The sequence below is a fragment of the Streptococcus oralis genome (assembly GCF_001983955.1).
Classification (GTDB): Bacteria; Bacillota; Bacilli; order Lactobacillales; family Streptococcaceae; genus Streptococcus; species Streptococcus jiangnanensis.
The window spans coordinates 865681-882056 of record NZ_CP019562.1; the positions used below are offsets into that span (position 1 = coordinate 865681).

Here is a 16376-nt window from a genome sequence, read left to right on the forward strand (position 1 = left end):
ATACGATGAGTCATTTTTTGCGATACTCCCATTTTATCATAAATAGCAGAGAAATTCACGGATATTCTTTGAAAACTAAAAAGAACTTGACTATTAAGATCAAGTTCCATTATTTTCTTTGAAAGGAAGTGTCATTCCATCTTTCCAGAGTGAAGGTTTCAAAATCATCGGTCTCTAAAACTGTCAGACTAGCATTGGCCAAGCCTCCATCTTTGCGGAGGTGAGCTTCTTTATAGCCTAAAAGTGTACGAAGGCTAGCAGTGAGATTTGCCCCATGCCCGACAATCAAAATTCTTTCAGCCGGACTTTCTTTCAGAGATTTGATAAACTGAATGGTTCGCTGAGTCGTAGAGTAGAGAGATTCGGCTTCAAACATCCTCGTATCAAACTGAGCCAGATTAGAGCGAAAGGCCTTGATTTGTTGTGGGTAGATGGCATTGAGCGTAGCAATTTTTAATCCCTCTAGTTTGCCAAGTTGCCATTCACGTAGGTCAGGAATGCTCTTCAAAGGACAAGGGGATTGGAGTTGACTCTGGATAATTTCAGCAGACTTAACTGCTCTGGGTAAATCACTAGAATAAATCGTATCAAAAGGAATTTCCTTGAGATACTGCCCCAGTTGTTTTAAAACGTCAATGGACTCTGGAAGAAGGGGAGAGTCGCCGCTAGCACCTTGAAAACGTCCTTCAAGATTCCAGACAGTCCGACCATGACGGACAAAATAGAGTTTCATCAGTTGTTTTCCTCCAAGATGTCAGCAAAGTCCGCTTTTACAAAGCTGGCTAAGTCTTGAGGTCGGATGATGATACTGTGCCCGACTTCTCCAGCAGAGACAATCATTTGGTCTAAATCCAAAGCAGTCTGATCAATAAAAATGGGATAATTGTGTTTTTGGCGAATGCCGACGGGGTTATTAGCCCCATGAATATAGCCTGTTGTTTTTTCCAGATCTTTTTGAGGAATCATGCTCACTTTTTTATTACCAGAAACCTTTGCTAGTTTTTTCTCAGCGAGGTGTTCTGTTATGGGAACGATTCCGATGATTGGCCCCGTCTTATCACCCAGCAGAGCCAAGGTTTTAAAGATATGTGTTCGATCATATTCCGAAGGAAGTTCACCCTCAAGCGCGTTGATCTGAATACCAGTATGGTCAATACCCGCCTTGGTCAAGATTTGCTCGACCAAAGTTTTTTTAATCTTGACTTTTTTTGCCATTATTTATACTTATCCTCCAATTGACTCATCCAGATACCAAGCCAAATGCCAAGTGCAAAGAAGAAGGCGATGAGAACATAACTCACGATAGAAAGTCCAGTGTATTGGATACTTTCAGCACTTCCAGCATTTGGAATCAAAATCAAGAGGGTGCTTGATAGCACAATTCCAATAATAAAGTGATAAACACGGGAGTGGTAGTTGTTCAAGGCATGGTCCATTAATTTTGAAAAAACGATGAGAGTTGCACCTGCACCAATCCCGATAGGAAGGAAGGTACCAAATAAATCAAAGGTCTTAAAGCCAGTTAGCATCGGAGCGTACAGTCCTAAAATCAAGAGTAGATTTGACGGGCTTAAACCAGGCACCAAGACACCAAGCGCTAAAAGAGCACCCGCTAAGATGAAGCTAGCGAAACTGGCACTGAGTGAACCAACAACAAAGTTTAGCGCGTAGAGCCCGACACCTGAAAGGATAAAGGTGGTCCAGAACCAGACTAGGTCGATCTTGTCACGATCAGATTCTCGAGTAGATTCTTTAAGGAGGCTAGGAACCGTACCGATGATAGCTCCAGCAAAACTCCATAAAACATAGACCTGGTAATTTTCAAGCAGATACTCGATTGGATAAGAAAACAAACCAATGCCTAGCAACATCCCGATTGCTACGGGGATAAAGTATAGGACATTCTCTTTAAAATCCTTAAAGGGGTGAGCCAGAAAGCTAATCATTCGCTCGTAAATTCCCAAAATAGCTGCTAAAACACCGCCAGAAATTCCAGGTAGGATAAATCCTAAGGCGATGACGATTCCCTTAATAACTCTTGCAATCCATGAAAACATCATAAAATCCTCAATTTCATAAAATTCTTTCTCTATTCTATCAATTATAACACAGACGAGAAGAAAATGAAAAAACAAGTGAAAAAGAGAGCAATTTTCACTTGTCTTATGGTCTTAAAAATAGTTTTCTGAAGGTTTCTTCTTTTTCCTTCAAGGTAGAAATGAGATTAATATCTAAATGGTGTTCAAATCCAGCAATTCTTCCTTTTGAAGTATACTGATGGAGGTCATAGTCTAAACTGGTATTGGGTGTTGTTTCAAAGTAACCAGAGTCTGTCCCGTAGGAAGGAATCCAAATAGCAGTAAACTTATCTGTATTGATACTGTGTTCTTGCATGAAGTAAACTCCAATATAGATGCCGATGTTTTTAGCACCTAAAGATTCCAGTTTAGCACGAAAGGCTTCAACCCCTTCATTCATATCAGACATTGTTTTTTCTTCCACGTCCAACCAATAGTAACTAGGGTTGTATGGAGAAGCAGCATTGTAGAAAACCTCAGCAGCTTTTTCCATTTCTTCCTTACTAGTACCTGCTAGATAGGCATAAACAGCAACTGGAACATTCCGCTTTTGAAATTCTGTAATATGACTTTTATAGGCTTTATCAATACCATTGGCATAAGCCGCATCATTTTTTTCAGTATGTTGAGCCCCATTGTGGACGCGAACAATAACACCTGAAATATTTTGAGACAAGGTATCGTAGTTGATTTCCTCAGGTCTTTGCCAACCAGAGACATCAATAATAGGTTTGTCAAGATTATGCAAGGCCTGATTTTCAACCTGGACTGCATTGGGTTTTGACTTGACAGGATGGTCTTCATAAGTTGGTCTATTGAGGATCAAAATAGCTATAAATATAGTAAATAAAGTAAAAATAATAGCTGGATGAATCTTTTTTCTCATATTTAAATAGTTTAACGTAAATAGATAAAAAAATCAAAGAAAACATCGGAAAAAGTGAATATATGGGCGTCTTTTCCCTATTTCTCTGTTTGTTTACTCCTAAGAAACTAAATTATGGTATAATATAAGGGAATTTCTAGAGAAAAGAGAAGATTATGTCAAATTATGCCATTATTTTAGCAGCGGGTAAAGGTACTCGCATGAAATCAGATCTTCCAAAGGTACTTCACAAAGTAGCTGGAATTTCGATGTTGGAACATGTTTTTCGTAGTGTTGGTGCTATTCAACCTGAAAAAACAGTTACTGTAGTTGGTCACAAGGCAGAGCTAGTTGAGCAAGTATTAGCCGATCAGACAGACTTTGTTACCCAATCAGAACAACTAGGAACTGGGCATGCTGTCATGATGGCAGAGCCTATTCTTCAAAAACGTACCGGCCACACCTTGGTTATTGCTGGGGATACTCCTCTGATAACAGGTGAAAGCTTGAAAAACCTCTTGGATTTCCATATCAATCACAAAAATGTGGCGACGATTTTAACAGCTGAAGCAGCTGATCCTTTTGGATATGGTCGTATCGTCCGCAACGATAATGCTGAAGTTCTTCGCATTGTGGAGCAGAAAGATGCTACAGACTTTGAAAAGCAAATTAAGGAAATCAATACTGGAACTTATGTATTTGACAATGAACGTCTTTTTGAGGCTCTTAAAAACATCAACACCAACAATGCCCAAGGTGAGTACTATATTACTGACGTGATTGGTATTTTCCGTAATGCGGGTGAAAAGGTTGGGGCCTATACTCTCAAGGATTTTGATGAAAGTCTTGGCGTAAATGACCGTGTAGCTCTTGCGACTGCAGAAGCAGTGATGCGTCGCCGTATCAACCAAAAGCATATGGTTAATGGTGTTAGCTTTGTCAATCCTGAAGCAACTTTCATCGACATTGATGTTGAGATTGCTCCCGAAGTCCAAATCGAAGCTAATGTTACCTTGAAAGGTAAAACGAAGATTGGTGCTGAGACTGTTTTGACAAACGGTACTTATGTAGTGGATAGCACTATCGGAGCTGGGGCTGTGATTACGAATTCCATGATTGAGGAAAGTGCGGTTGCAGACGGCGTGACTGTAGGTCCTTATGCCCATATCCGACCAGGTTCAAGCCTAGCTTCTCAGGTTCATATTGGTAACTTCGTAGAAGTCAAAGGTTCTTCAATCGGTGAAAATACCAAGGCGGGTCATTTGACTTATATTGGAAACTGTGAAGTGGGTAGCAACGTTAATTTCGGTGCAGGAACTATTACAGTCAACTACGATGGCAAAAATAAATACAAAACTGTCATTGGCAATAATGTCTTTGTTGGCTCAAACTCAACTATTATTGCTCCTGTAGAACTTGGGGATAATTCTCTGGTTGGAGCGGGTTCAACCATTACCAAGAATGTTCCTGCTGATGCCATTGCTATCGGCCGTGGACGACAAGTTAACAAAGATGAGTACGCAACACGCTTACCTCATCATCCTAAGAACCAGTAGGAGTTTGTCATGGAATTTGAAGAAAAAACGATTAGTCGGAAGGAAATCTATCAAGGTCCTATTTTCAAACTAGTACAGGATCAGGTGGAGCTACCAGAAGGAAAGGGTACTGCCCAACGTGACTTGATTTTTCACAATGGAGCTGTTTGTGTGCTAGCTGTGACAGCCGAAGACAAAATCGTTCTCGTTAAGCAATACCGAAAGGCTATCGAGGCGGTTTCTTATGAGATTCCTGCAGGTAAACTAGAACTTGGTGAAAATGCTGATCCAATGGCGGCGGCCCTTCGTGAATTGGAAGAAGAAGTTGCCTACACAGCTAAGTTAGAACTGTTGTACGATTTCTATTCTGCGATTGGATTTTGTAATGAAAAACTAAAACTCTACCTCGCTAGTGATTTGGTCAAGGTGGAAAATCCTCGCCCACAAGATGATGATGAAACTTTGGAAGTTTTAGAAGTAAGCCTAGAGGAAGCCAAGAACCTGATCCAGTCAGGTCATATCTGTGATGCTAAGACTATCATGGCAATCCAGTACTGGGAACTACAAAAGAAATAGAGGAGAAACCCATGGGAAAACCTTTATTAACAGATGAAATGATTGAACGTGCCAATCGTGGTGAGAAAATCTCAGGACCACCCCTTCAAGATGAGGAGGAAACCAAAATCCTGCCAACATCTTCACAACATTTTGGTTATTCACGTTCTAGAGACCACGGTTTTAGTCAAGATACCTTAACAATCGAAGTAGAGCCAACGATTCATAAGAGTCGCCGCATTGAGAATACCAAGAGAAATGTTTTTAATTCAAAACTCAATCGCATCTTGTTTGCAGTTATCCTACTTTTGATTTTGTTAATTTTAGCGATGAAACTCTTGTAATTGAAAGGACTTGAAATGAAAATTGGAATCATTGCTGCCATGCCAGAAGAACTCGTATATTTGACTCAGAATTTGGATAAACCTCAAGAAGTCCAAGTCTTAGGAAATACATACTACACAGGCTCTGTTGGCAATACTGAAGTCGTTCTAGTTCAGAGTGGGATTGGAAAGGTCATGTCAGCTATGAGTGTAGCTATTCTAGCTGACCATTTTCAGGTAGAAGCTATCATCAATACAGGATCAGCAGGTGCTCTTGCCGAAGGGATTGCTGTTGGTGATGTCGTGATTGCAGATAGACTAGCTTACCATGATGTGGATGTGACTGCTTTTGGTTATGCTTATGGCCAAATGGCTGGTCAACCTCTGTACTTTGAATCAGATAAGAAATTTATCGCTTGGATTAAAGAAAACTTATTTCAGTTAGAGCAGACATGGCATCTAGGCTTGATTGCCACAGGGGACAGTTTTATAGCTGGAGATGATAAGATTGCTAGTATCAAATCCCACTTCCCTGATGTTTTAGCAGTTGAAATGGAAGGGGCTGCTATTGCACAAGCGGCTCAGTCTCTTAATTTACCGTTCCTAGTCATTCGTGCTATGAGTGACAATGCCAATCACGAAGCCTCTGTCTCTTTTGATGAGTTTATTATCGAAGCTGGACGTCGTTCTGCCCAAGTCTTACTAGCCTTTTTAAAAGCCTTAGATTAAGCGGAAATTTGACAGTTTATCTAGCTTATGATAAGATTTAAATAAAGAAAAGCTAGAAAACGTTTCAGAGGATATTATGAGTATTGAAATGACCGTCAGTGAGATTGCAGAGGTCTTAGGACTATCTCGTCAAGCAATCAACAATCGTGTCAAAGAACTTCCAGAAGAGGACACGAAAAAAAATGACAAAGGTGTAACTGTAGTTACTCGAAGTGGCTTAATCAAGCTAGAGGAAATCTACAAAAAAACGATTTTTGAAGATGAACCAGTCAGTGATGATGTTAAACAACGTGAACTGATGGAAATCTTGGTCGATGAGAAAAATGCTGAAATTCTTCGTTTGTACGAGCAGCTCAAGGCAAAAGACCGCCAGTTATCAGAAAAAGATGAACAGATGCGTATCAAAGACCGACAGATTGCTGAAAAGGACAAACAGTTGGACCAACAGCAACAGTTAACTCTTCAAGCCATGAAGGATCAAGAAACCTTGAAACTCGAGTTGGACCAAGCAAAAGAAGAAGTCCAAGCAACCAAAAAAGGCTTTTTTGCTCGCCTTTTTGGAGGAAAATAAAGAAGCTGTTTGGGTTACTCACTAACCTAATGGCTTCTTTTATTGTTTATAGTTTAGTTTGGGTAGTAATTGAGGTAAATAATGGAAAAATTAAGAGATTATATCGCCTTTGATTTGGAATTCAATCAACACGAGGGGGTTACCCATTTAATTCAAGTATCGGCAGTCCGCTTTCAAGATGGACAAGAAAGTGCTGCTTTTGATTCTTATGTTCATACTACAGCCCCATTGAAGAGTTTTATCAATGGTTTGACTGGAATCACAGCTGAAACCTTGAAAGATGCGCCAAAAGTAGAACAAGTTTTAAAGGACTTTCAAGCATTTGTTGGCGACTTACCTATTGTTGGTTACAATGCAGCTAAGAGTGATTTGCCTATTCTCTTGGAGCATGGTATTGATTATCGTGACCAGTATAAGGTTGATCTATATGAGGAGGCTTTTGAACGCCGTAGTTCTGACCTACACGGCATAGCCAATCTTAAATTACAAACTGTAGCGAATTTTTTAGGCTTTCACGGGAAGTCTCATAACAGTTTAGAAGACGCCCGCATGACGGCGCGTGTTTACGAAGCTTTTTTGGAATCGGATGAAGGAAAGCTATTAATAGAAGACCAGAGTAGTTTTTCTATGAATAATCCTTTCGGTGGCTTAGATTTATCCCAATTTTTAGACTAGGAGTGCCTATGAAACCTGAAAAACCTAAGAAGCTAGGTTTTAGGAAGATATACTATAACCTAGATAAGATTTTATTTCTATTTTTCTTGATATTTATGATGGTTGAGTTTGTCTGGCTACCATTGAATTCATGGATTGCTGGCATCCTTCTGAGACAAACAGGTTACTTGTTTATCTCCTACAATAACTTTTGGGCGATTATACAAGGCTCGCCTTTTATCAGTTTAGCCTTTCTCATCTTAATTGCAATCAATCTCCTGGTTGCCTATTTCCAGATTTGTCTTTTGTTTATCGGGGCTCGTCACCTTCTCTATCATGAAAAGAGAACTTTAATCGAGTACAGTAGAAAAGTATTTCACCAGAGCTTTCTATTCGTTAAGCGATTGAGCTTTTGTAAGATGGCCTTTGTCTTTTTTTACATTGCTATGCTTTTCCCGTTCATCCGTAAGATTTTAAAAATCTACTACCTCAACAAGATTATTATTCCTGATTTTATTGTGAATTATTGGGAAGGTAAGCATTGGATGGTAGGTCTGATGATCATAGCATCCGCTTGGATCTTTCTCTACATCTCTGTCCGATTTATGTTTGCCCTCCCTAAGATTCTCTTTGAAAGAAAGACAGTAAGAGAAAGTGTGAAATATAGTCTCCAAAAGACAAAGAAAAATGTCCTTTTCTTCTCTTGGCATCTCTTACTCATTATTATTAAAACCTATCTCTTCTTCTTTGGTTTGTTAATTCCCTTGCTTTTTGCGCAAGCAGTGATGGATAATCTCACTCAAAAAGAATCCTTGATTCTCGGTGTGATTAATTTTGTCTTGATTAAAAATTTCCATTACATGACCCTGACTTATTTCCTAGTGAAGTTTGTTTCCTTCCTGACAGGAGAAGAGTTGGAGATCATGCCAAGGAGAAAGAAAGATCATCTGATGAGATGGGGTGTCATGGGGTGTGCAAGCATCTTCTTTGCCATAGAAGGCTACGTTTATCTGGAATCTCCGGATACCAATACACCTTTAGTGATTTCGCACAGAGGAGTAAGTAATAAAAATGGTGTTCAAAATACTGTGCAGTCTTTAGAAAAAACAGCTCAGCTAAAACCAGATCTCATCGAAATGGATGTGCAGGAAACGAAAGACGGTCAGTTCGTGATGATGCACGATGCTAACCTAAAAAATTTAACAGGTATTAATGCTACGCCGCAAGATTTGACTCTGGATGAATTAACAAATACAGATATTTATGAGAATGGTTATCAAACAAAGATTTCAAGCTTTGATGCCTATTTAGAACGAGCAAATGCTTTAAATCAAAAATTGCTGATTGAGATTAAGACCAGTAAAAAAGATAGTCCGCAAATGATGGACCATTTCCTCGAAAAGTACGGAGCGACTATCAAGAAATATGGACATCAGATGCAATCACTAGACTATCATGTGATTGATAAAGTGTTGACTTATGATTCTGAAATTCCAGTTTACTTTATTCTTCCCTATAACAGTATCTTCCCAAGAACCAAGGCAACGGGTTACACTATGGAGTACTCGACTTTGGATGAATACTTTGTCAATAAACTCTGGACAACCGATCAGAGGCTCTATGTTTGGACCGTAAATGGTTCGGAGGCATTTGATAAAGCAGTTCGTCTCGGCGCAGATGGCATGATTACTGATGATCTTGAAATGGTCCAGTCACAAGTCACAATGGCTCAAGACGATCCAGAATATACGGAATTACTCTTAAAGAAAGCAATGGAATTCTTTGATTTCTAAGAAAAAAAGAGAAACATCTGTTTCTCTTTTTTTGTGGATTAGAAAGGCAATTTTCCAGCGAAAGCACCGAGTTTCTTCTTAGTCGTTTCATCAATTTGTTCAAGAGCAGCGTTAATTGCTTGCGCAGTCATATCTGAAAGTGTTTCGAGATCTTCTGGATCTACAACTGCTGGGTTGAAGTCAATGCTGACAACTTTTTTGTCTCCAGTCAAAGTTGCTTGGACAAGGTCCTGAGCTGATTTTCCAACAAATTCCATGGCAGCGAGTTCTGCTTGGCTTTGTTCCATTTGTTTTTGAAGTTTTTGTGCTTGGCGCATCATGTTTTGCATGTTCATCATGGCGGTTTACAGTTTCCTTTTTCTATTATTTTCTTTTTTATTTTATCAATTTTAGGGGCAAAAGTCTATTATTAGTTTTAGATGGCTAACATTAAATTTTCTGACAATTTATTGAAAAATGAGGAAATACATGTTATAATAGAGCGTAAAATAAATTCAGGTCTTCTGAACCAATAGGAGTATACAATGAAAAAACTAGGTTTTGTCCTTTTATCTTCAGCCTTGCTATTGACAGCATGTGCAGTCCGTTTTGAAAAATCAACCGAGACAAATGATTCCTCTAAGGTGACAGCCTTGTCTGAAGACAAGCAAAAAATGCTGGATAAGGCCACTGCTGACTATAAGACTTTTGTACAAGAGCAAATTGATAAACTTTTGACCGATACTGAGGGCTTTGTTCAACTTTTGAAAGAGGGGAAACTGGAGGAAGCAAAGAAAGCTTATCCATTAGTTCGTATGTCTTATGAGCGTTCAGAACCCATAGCTGAGAGCTTTGGTGAGTCAGATGTCAAGATTGACTTTCGTTTGGCAGACTACGTAGATGAAAATAAGACTGAGGAAGGCTGGTCTGGTTTCCACCGTATTGAGCGTATCCTTTGGGAAGATAATACCACAAAAGGGACTGAAAGTTATGGTGATCAATTGGTCAATGATATTAAGGAATTGAAAGCTAAGATTGCGACTGTAGATGTGGACTACAAGGTTATGTTGACTGGAGCAGTTGACTTGCTTAATGAAGTAGCGACAAGCAAGATTACAGGTGAAGAGGAAATCTATTCTCATACAGATTTGTACGATTTCCGTGCTAATATCGAGGGTGCTGAGAAAATTTTCCAACTATTTAAACCTTTACTAGAAAAATCAGATGCTGATTTAGTTAAAGAATTGGAAGCAGATTTCAAATCTGTTAATAGTTTGCTGGATAAACACATGACAGACAAGGAACACTACAAACTCTATACTGATTTGACAAAAGAAGACACCAAGGAATTGGCTGAAGCCGTGACAAAACTTGGTGAACCTCTATCACAAATGGGCAAATTTCTTGATGGAGAATAAGCAGTATGACTGATAAAGATGAAAAGTTTTTTGAGAAAAAAATGGACCGTCGAGAATTTCTAAAAAAAGCAGGGATTGGAGGGGCTGGTTTAGCGCTAGGGCTCTCTGGTGCTTCTGCTTTTTTCGCACCTAAGCTAGGAAATCAAGAAAACATCTCGTACGGTAATGAAAAGATTGCTTTTTATGGCAAACACCAAGCGGGTATTACAACACCTATGCAGAAGAATATTTATTTTGTTGTCCTAGATTTGCATACGACAGATAGGGATAAGATTATCCAGTTGTTCAAGGATTGGACGGATTATAGTGCCAAGTTGGTCGAGGGGGAATTGGTTAAAAAAGATGGTCAGAATGCTCTCTTGCCACCTAGTGACACTGGAGAAACCGTGGGGCTAAATCCTCATCGTTTAACGTTGACTTTTGGTGTGTCTGCAAGTTTCCTGAAAAAAATGAATTTAGAACAAAAACGTCCTCAACTTTTTAAGGATTTACCACCCTTCCCAAAAGAGCAACTGCGTGAAAAATATACTGGGGGAGATATTGTTATCCAAGCCTGTGCAGATGACGAGCAAGTTGCTTTTCATGCTATTCGCAACCTTATCCGTAAAGGGAGAAATGCGGTGACTCTCCGTTGGAGTCAGTCAGGTTTTGCAGCCATTGGAGATCGTCTTGAGACACCCCGCAACCTTTTTGGTTTCAAGGATGGAACAGCCAATGTGACCAAAGAAAAGGATTTTGATCGTGTTGTCTGGGCAGACAGCAAGGATTGGATGCAAAATGGATCCTATATGGCCGTTCGCCGCATCCAGATGTTTCTCGATACTTGGGATCGAACCAATCTTGAAGAGCAAGAAAATACCTTTGGTCGCTACAAGGAAAGTGGCGCTCCCTTTGGTAAGAAGAATGAGTTTGATGAAGTAGATTTGAGTCTTTTGCCAGATGATTCGCATGTTCGATTAGCCAAAGAGGTAGATAAGCCTCTCTTACGCCGATCCTATTCATATTCAGATGGCATTGATGAAAAGACTGGACAATTTGACACAGGTTTACTCTTTATCTCTTTCCAAAAGGATCCAGATCATTTTGTCAAGGTTCAAACCAACCTCGGAGCTACAGACAAGATGAATGAGTATGTAACCCACATCGGTAGCGGTCTCTTTGCCTGTTTTGGTGGAGTAGAGAAAGGAGGCTATATTGGTCAAAAATTATTGGAAGATTAACATTTGTTTCTTAGCTTTGTCTTTTCTCTTGTTAGCTGTTTTTCCCGTTAGCGCACAGGAAAGCCTGAGTTCATATTTTGTAAAGATAACGGATGCCTCTAAGGCTGTAAAAAATGATAATCAGGCAGAAGCCAAAGCTCTTGTTAGAGAAATGGCGACGGATTTTGAAAAAGTAGAACATTCTGATTCGGAAGCTGGTAAGATCGTCAAGGAAAAGCTTGCTCTGACAGGAGATATAAGTGAGGAAAATCTGACACAGATTTCATCTGCTCTTCTTGCATTTGAGAAAGAGCAAAATCCAGTAGATCTTGATGCTGAAAAAGAAAAGCTTGTTAGTCGACTAAGACCGCGTTTTGAGGTTCTGGATAAGGCAATTACTTCAAAAGATATAGAGCAAATCCGAGAAGCTTATAAAAAGATGAATTCAACCTGGACGATCAATGAGAGTGTTGTCCGTGACAACAGTACAGCTCATTATGGTCAAGTAGAAACAGCTATTTCTTTCTTACGGAGTAGCATAGAAACTGAGCCTACTGATTTTAACTCCATCCAGACTTCCTTTGAGGACTTAAAAAAGGCTATTGATGATTTTGTAACTGGAAAAGAAGTCGCAGAAGCATCTTCTGATTTAAGTCTCAAAGACGGTATTGCCCTTTTGAAGAAGGCTTTGGAACAATTCCAAGCTGGTGACCAAGCATCAGGGGCAGCTACCATGAAAGAGTTTATCACAATTTGGCCAACAGTTGAAGGAACCGTTAGAACAACCAAACCTGCGCTCTACACCCGAGTGGAAAGCGAAAGTCCTGTAATCATGGTCAAGGGAAGTGAGAAGGAACATCAAGAAAAATTAGAAAAACTGATTGCGGATTTATCTCAAATTGATACCAATGCAAGCTACAATGCCTTTGATGCTATGCTCATTCTCCTACGGGAAGGAGTGGAGGCCCTTTTAATCGTCATGGCTTTGGTCACAACTCTAAAAGCAGCCAAGATGCGCAAAGGACTCAAGTGGGTATATGGTGGAGCACTATCAGGAATAGCAGCGAGTCTAGTGATTGCATTTATACTCCAAATTGCCTTTCCAGCTGTAACATCAGGGGCCAATCGAGAAATCATCGAAGGATCTGTTGGTATTTTCGCAGTAGTGATGATGATTTTGATTGGTATCTGGCTTCACAGTAAATCCTCGGTCAAAAAATGGAATGACTTTATGGATTCCCAGATGAAAACGGTGACCAAGACAGGTTCATTCATTTCCATGTTTGCTCTAAGTTTTCTAGCTGTTTTTCGTGAAGGGGCAGAGACCATACTATTTTATGTAGGAATTTTACCGAGAATATCTCATTTTGAGTTTATTCTAGGTATTTCTCTGGCTTTGTTGGTCTTGCTGATTATTGCATTTTTGATGAACAAGGCGAGTCAATTTTTCCTACCTCATAAGGTTTTCTTTATCCTGACATGGATGATTTATGCTCTTGCCTTCAAGATGCTAGGTGTTAGCATACATGCTCTCCAGCTGACCAATATGGCACCTAACCACTTATTACCAGGTTTCCCTACTATCGACCTATTGGGTATCTATCCAAGTTGGGAAGGTTTAGGAAGTCAGCTAGTCTTTTTGATAATTGTTTTGGTTGTCACATTGAGACAGGGTGAAAAGTAGATGGATACAAAAGAATTGACAATCGTTGAACATCTGGTAGAATTTAGAAAGAGGTTCATTGCTGTTATAGCCTGCTTTTCTATAGTCTTTTGTGGAGCTTTATTGTTTGCAGATCAGCTTTACTACTATCTAACTCAGTCCTTTAATCAAAAATTGATTGTATTAGGTCCAAATGATATTCTGTGGATTTATTTTCGCTTAGCGAGCCTAATGTCCTTTACTATTACTCTACCTTTTACAATTTATCAGATTTGGAGTTTTATCAAACCAGGCTTGAAAATAGAAGAAGCAAGAGCTATTTTTGCCTATATTCCAGCTAGTTTTATTTGCTTTCTACTTGGACTAGCCTTTGGATTCTACTTTGTAACGCCTGCCTTACTTCAAGTGCTTTTAGGACTTGGGGAAGGATTATTTGAAACCCAATTAACAGCTCAGAACTACTTAGACTTTGTTTTTCAAACAACTATCCCTTTGGCATTCATCTTTGAATTGCCAGTCATCATCGCTTTTTTAACGTCGATTGGCTTGATTGGACCAAGGCTCTTAGTTACCTATAGACGTTATGCCTACTTTATTTTATTGGTGCTAGCTGTTATTTTGACACCAGCTGATTTTATCAGCGATTTAGCCATGACTATTCCTTTAATCTCGCTCTATGAGCTTAGTATTGCAATTAGCAAGAGAATAATAAAGAAAAAAATGAAAGGAGAAAAGAATGGGAATCTTACGTGATATCGGTGCTCCAGGATTGATTATCATTGTTCTAGGTGCACTCTTAATCTTTGGACCAAAACGTTTACCAGAACTGGGTGAATCAATCGGTAAAATGCTGTCTGAGTTTAAGAAGGCAGTTAAAGGACTTAGTGACCAAGAACAGGAAAAATAATCTATTCCATCTTTTACAAATAAAAACAATAAAGTTAGGAACTGTATCTGTCTTTGCGAGTTCGAACAGTTTCCTAGCTTATTTTTGTATTCCAAAAAATGTGTTTAAGTTTTCTTTAAGGTTTCTATTATATTCTAAAGAACTCTATATTAACCGAACGTTGAGAGGAGAATATAGAGGATAACCTAATTTTATTTCTTAATTTGTTATGGTCTTTCCAGATTTAGCAAGGCATTGTTCACTTTTTGCCTTAAATGGTGTGTTGATTAGATTAAATGACACTCTGTCTTTTTTTCATGATGGAGACAGATTGTGATATAATAGATGGTAATGAGTTTTTTAGAATAAACTAAAGGAGAATATAAATGATCTATGCAGGAATCCTAGCCGGAGGAACTGGCACACGCATGGGAATCAGTAATTTACCAAAACAATTTTTGGAGTTGGGTGATCGACCTATTTTGATCCACACAATTGAAAAATTTGTTTTGGAACCAAGTGTTGAAAAAATTGTAGTTGGAGTTCATGGAGACTGGGTGTCACACGCTGAGGACCTAGTTGACAAGTATCTTTCTCTCCACAAGGATCGTATCATCATTACCAAGGGTGGTGCTGATCGCAATACCAGTATCGAGAAAATTATAGAAGCTATTGATGCCTATCGTCCAATCACTCCAGAAGATATCGTGATTACGCATGACTCTGTTCGTCCATTTATCACACTTCGCATGATCCAGGACAATATCAAACTAGCGCAAAATCATGATGCGGTTGACACAGTAGTAGAAGCAGTTGATACCATTGTTGAAAGTACTAATGGTCAGTTTATCACGGATATTCCAAATCGTGCTCACCTTTATCAAGGTCAAACACCTCAGACTTTCCGTTGTAAGGATTTCATGGATTTGTATGGTTCCCTATCTGATCAAGAAAAGGAAATCCTGACGGATGCATGTAAGATTTTTGTTATCAAAGGGAAGGATGTTGCTCTAGCTAAAGGGGAATATTCAAACCTTAAAATCACAACTGTGACTGACTTGAAAATCGCGAAAAGCATGATTGAGAAAGACTAAGGCTATGATTAATCAAATTTATCAACTGACCAAACCAAAGTTTATCAATGTAAAATACCAAGAAGAGGACATTGATCAGGAGAATCATATCCTTATTCGTCCAAATTATATGGCGGTTTGTCATGCGGATCAACGTTACTATCAAGGAAAACGCGATCCAAAGATATTGGCTAAAAAGCTTCCTATGGCCATGATTCACGAGTCTTGTGGAACTGTTATTTCCGATCCCACTGGGACTTATGAAGTTGGTCAAAAGGTAGTTATGATTCCCAATCAACCGCCTATGCAGAGTGACAAGGAGTTCTACGAGAACTACATGACAGGAACCTACTTCCTATCTAGTGGCTATGACGGCTTTATGCGAGAATTTGTCTCTCTTCCAAAAGATCGTGTTGTGTCTTATAATGATATTGAGGACACAGTTGCAGCCATAACTGAGTTTGTAAGTGTTGGCATGCATGCTATGGATCGATTCCTGCATCTTGCTCATAGCAAGAGAGAGCGCATCGCTGTTATCGGAGATGGTAGTTTGGCCTTTGTGGTTGCGAATATTATCAATTACACTCTACCAGAAGCAGAGATTATCGTGATTGGTCGCCATTGGGAAAAACTGGAACTCTTCTCTTTTGCAAAAGAGTGCTACATCACGGATAATATCCCAGAGGATTTGACCTTTGATCATGGGTTTGAGTGTTGCGGTGGCGATGGTACAGGCCCAGCTATCAATGACTTGATTCGCTATATTCGTCCACAGGGAACGATTCTCATGATGGGAGTGAGCGAGTACAAGGTTAATATCAATACGCGAGACTCTTTAGAAAAAGGTTTATTATTGGTCGGTTCGTCTCGATCTGGACGGATTGATTTTGAAAATGCAATACAGATGATGGAAGTTAAAAAGTTTGCGAATCGACTGAAAAATATCCTTTATGTTGAAGAGCCTGTGAGAGAAATCAAGGACATTCACCGTGTCTTTGCTACAGACCTAAATACTGCTTTCAAAACAGTATTTAAGTGGGAAGTGTAGAAGATGG

19 protein-coding genes are annotated in these 16376 nt (G+C 39.3%); 14 read left to right on the forward strand and 5 right to left on the reverse strand.

The genetic code is table 11. From position 1 onward, the window contains the following. Positions 1 to 109 precede the first annotated feature (109 nt). The 4 genes from BWR56_RS04175 to BWR56_RS04190 all read right to left on the reverse strand — a co-directional run bounded on the left by BWR56_RS04175 (position 110) and on the right by BWR56_RS04190 (position 2964). A complete protein-coding gene (locus BWR56_RS04175) occupies positions 110 to 733 on the reverse strand; it encodes a histidine phosphatase family protein (RefSeq protein WP_076984506.1) in 624 nt (207 codons plus the stop codon). After that, positions 733 to 1215 (reverse strand): aminoacyl-tRNA deacylase, encoded by a 483-nt coding sequence (locus BWR56_RS04180; protein ID WP_001085909.1) that lies wholly within the window; start codon positions 1213 to 1215, stop codon positions 733 to 735. Before BWR56_RS04180 ends, BWR56_RS04175 begins: the two co-directional genes overlap by 1 nt. Then, positions 1215 to 2057: a DUF368 domain-containing protein gene (locus BWR56_RS04185; protein WP_076984507.1), complete on the reverse strand. Its 843-nt coding sequence runs from the start codon at positions 2055 to 2057 to the stop codon at positions 1215 to 1217. Before BWR56_RS04185 ends, BWR56_RS04180 begins: the two co-directional genes overlap by 1 nt. A 106-nt stretch (positions 2058 to 2163) precedes the next feature. Next, positions 2164 to 2964 carry a glycoside hydrolase family 25 protein gene (locus BWR56_RS04190; RefSeq protein WP_071850908.1) on the reverse strand — a complete coding sequence of 267 codons (801 nt, stop codon included), beginning with the start codon at positions 2962 to 2964 and terminating at the stop codon, positions 2164 to 2166. 155 nt (positions 2965 to 3119) lie between these two features. Between BWR56_RS04190 and glmU the strand changes: the two genes are divergently transcribed. The 7 genes from glmU (at position 3120) to BWR56_RS04225 (ending at position 9103) form a co-directional block, all read left to right on the forward strand. Beyond that, complete coding sequence (gene glmU, locus BWR56_RS04195; RefSeq protein ID WP_071850910.1) at positions 3120 to 4499, forward strand: bifunctional UDP-N-acetylglucosamine diphosphorylase/glucosamine-1-phosphate N-acetyltransferase GlmU; 1380 nt, start codon at positions 3120 to 3122, stop codon at positions 4497 to 4499. A 9-nt stretch (positions 4500 to 4508) separates the two neighbouring features. Then, positions 4509 to 5054, forward strand: coding sequence for an NUDIX hydrolase (locus BWR56_RS04200; RefSeq protein ID WP_000393795.1), 546 nt, complete (start codon positions 4509 to 4511; stop codon positions 5052 to 5054). 11 nt (positions 5055 to 5065) lie between these two features. Then, entirely contained in the window at positions 5066 to 5377 is a 312-nt protein-coding gene (macP, locus tag BWR56_RS04205) for a cell wall synthase accessory phosphoprotein MacP (protein ID WP_071850913.1), read from the forward strand. Between the two features lie 15 nt (positions 5378 to 5392). Then, the gene (locus BWR56_RS04210; protein ID WP_061421082.1) at positions 5393 to 6085 is read left to right on the forward strand and encodes a 5'-methylthioadenosine/adenosylhomocysteine nucleosidase; all 693 of its coding nucleotides are present in this window, start codon (positions 5393 to 5395) and stop codon (positions 6083 to 6085) included. A 76-nt stretch (positions 6086 to 6161) separates the two neighbouring features. Next, positions 6162 to 6656, forward strand: coding sequence for a chromosome segregation protein RocS (gene rocS, locus BWR56_RS04215; RefSeq protein ID WP_000021252.1), 495 nt, complete (start codon positions 6162 to 6164; stop codon positions 6654 to 6656). A gap of 81 nt (positions 6657 to 6737) precedes the next feature. Further along, positions 6738 to 7331, forward strand: coding sequence for a 3'-5' exonuclease (locus tag BWR56_RS04220; protein WP_061421081.1), 594 nt, complete (start codon positions 6738 to 6740; stop codon positions 7329 to 7331). Positions 7332 to 7339: 8 nt separating this feature from the next. After that, entirely contained in the window at positions 7340 to 9103 is a 1764-nt protein-coding gene (locus BWR56_RS04225; RefSeq protein ID WP_076984508.1) for a glycerophosphoryl diester phosphodiesterase membrane domain-containing protein, read from the forward strand. A 38-nt stretch (positions 9104 to 9141) separates the two neighbouring features. Here BWR56_RS04225 and BWR56_RS04230 read toward each other — a convergent pair whose 3' ends face one another. Then, complete coding sequence (locus BWR56_RS04230) at positions 9142 to 9441, reverse strand: YbaB/EbfC family nucleoid-associated protein (RefSeq protein ID WP_000981515.1); 300 nt, start codon at positions 9439 to 9441, stop codon at positions 9142 to 9144. A 186-nt stretch (positions 9442 to 9627) separates the two neighbouring features. Between BWR56_RS04230 and efeO the strand changes: the two genes are divergently transcribed. The 7 genes from efeO to BWR56_RS04265 all read left to right on the forward strand — a co-directional run bounded on the left by efeO (position 9628) and on the right by BWR56_RS04265 (position 16369). Beyond that, on the forward strand, positions 9628 to 10500 hold the full coding sequence (efeO, locus tag BWR56_RS04235) for an iron uptake system protein EfeO (protein WP_076984509.1): 873 nt from the start codon (positions 9628 to 9630) through the stop codon (positions 10498 to 10500). 5 nt (positions 10501 to 10505) lie between these two features. Further along, positions 10506 to 11720 (forward strand): iron uptake transporter deferrochelatase/peroxidase subunit, encoded by a 1215-nt coding sequence (gene efeB, locus BWR56_RS04240; RefSeq protein WP_061421077.1) that lies wholly within the window; start codon positions 10506 to 10508, stop codon positions 11718 to 11720. Next, the gene (locus BWR56_RS04245; protein WP_071850922.1) at positions 11695 to 13383 is read left to right on the forward strand and encodes an FTR1 family iron permease; all 1689 of its coding nucleotides are present in this window, start codon (positions 11695 to 11697) and stop codon (positions 13381 to 13383) included. Before efeB ends, BWR56_RS04245 begins: the two co-directional genes overlap by 26 nt. Further along, positions 13384 to 14115, forward strand: coding sequence for a twin-arginine translocase subunit TatC (gene tatC / locus BWR56_RS04250; RefSeq protein WP_061421076.1), 732 nt, complete (start codon positions 13384 to 13386; stop codon positions 14113 to 14115). Continuing rightward, positions 14099 to 14269 carry a twin-arginine translocase TatA/TatE family subunit gene (gene tatA, locus BWR56_RS04255; protein ID WP_049484393.1) on the forward strand — a complete coding sequence of 57 codons (171 nt, stop codon included), beginning with the start codon at positions 14099 to 14101 and terminating at the stop codon, positions 14267 to 14269. Before tatC ends, tatA begins: the two co-directional genes overlap by 17 nt. 365 nt (positions 14270 to 14634) lie before the next feature. Continuing rightward, the gene (locus BWR56_RS04260) at positions 14635 to 15342 is read left to right on the forward strand and encodes an IspD/TarI family cytidylyltransferase (RefSeq protein WP_071850924.1); all 708 of its coding nucleotides are present in this window, start codon (positions 14635 to 14637) and stop codon (positions 15340 to 15342) included. Between the two features lie 4 nt (positions 15343 to 15346). Next, on the forward strand, positions 15347 to 16369 hold the full coding sequence (locus BWR56_RS04265; protein ID WP_061421075.1) for a ribitol-5-phosphate dehydrogenase: 1023 nt from the start codon (positions 15347 to 15349) through the stop codon (positions 16367 to 16369). Positions 16370 to 16376: the final 7 nt, after the last annotated feature.

Coding starts and splice junctions, on each gene's coding strand:
- BWR56_RS04175 (WP_076984506.1), bottom strand. CDS start 733: ATGAAACTCTATTTTGTCCGTCATGGTCGGACTGTCTGGAATCTTGAA.
- BWR56_RS04180 (WP_001085909.1), bottom strand. CDS start 1,215: ATGGCAAAAAAAGTCAAGATTAAAAAAACTTTGGTCGAGCAAATCTTG.
- BWR56_RS04185 (WP_076984507.1), bottom strand. CDS start 2,057: ATGTTTTCATGGATTGCAAGAGTTATTAAGGGAATCGTCATCGCCTTA.
- BWR56_RS04190 (WP_071850908.1), bottom strand. CDS start 2,964: ATGAGAAAAAAGATTCATCCAGCTATTATTTTTACTTTATTTACTATA.
- glmU (WP_071850910.1), top strand. CDS start 3,120: ATGTCAAATTATGCCATTATTTTAGCAGCGGGTAAAGGTACTCGCATG.
- BWR56_RS04200 (WP_000393795.1), top strand. CDS start 4,509: ATGGAATTTGAAGAAAAAACGATTAGTCGGAAGGAAATCTATCAAGGT.
- macP (WP_071850913.1), top strand. CDS start 5,066: ATGGGAAAACCTTTATTAACAGATGAAATGATTGAACGTGCCAATCGT.
- BWR56_RS04210 (WP_061421082.1), top strand. CDS start 5,393: ATGAAAATTGGAATCATTGCTGCCATGCCAGAAGAACTCGTATATTTG.
- rocS (WP_000021252.1), top strand. CDS start 6,162: ATGAGTATTGAAATGACCGTCAGTGAGATTGCAGAGGTCTTAGGACTA.
- BWR56_RS04220 (WP_061421081.1), top strand. CDS start 6,738: ATGGAAAAATTAAGAGATTATATCGCCTTTGATTTGGAATTCAATCAA.
- BWR56_RS04225 (WP_076984508.1), top strand. CDS start 7,340: ATGAAACCTGAAAAACCTAAGAAGCTAGGTTTTAGGAAGATATACTAT.
- BWR56_RS04230 (WP_000981515.1), bottom strand. CDS start 9,441: ATGATGAACATGCAAAACATGATGCGCCAAGCACAAAAACTTCAAAAA.
- efeO (WP_076984509.1), top strand. CDS start 9,628: ATGAAAAAACTAGGTTTTGTCCTTTTATCTTCAGCCTTGCTATTGACA.
- efeB (WP_061421077.1), top strand. CDS start 10,506: ATGACTGATAAAGATGAAAAGTTTTTTGAGAAAAAAATGGACCGTCGA.
- tatC (WP_061421076.1), top strand. CDS start 13,384: ATGGATACAAAAGAATTGACAATCGTTGAACATCTGGTAGAATTTAGA.
- tatA (WP_049484393.1), top strand. CDS start 14,099: ATGGGAATCTTACGTGATATCGGTGCTCCAGGATTGATTATCATTGTT.
- BWR56_RS04260 (WP_071850924.1), top strand. CDS start 14,635: ATGATCTATGCAGGAATCCTAGCCGGAGGAACTGGCACACGCATGGGA.
- BWR56_RS04265 (WP_061421075.1), top strand. CDS start 15,347: ATGATTAATCAAATTTATCAACTGACCAAACCAAAGTTTATCAATGTA.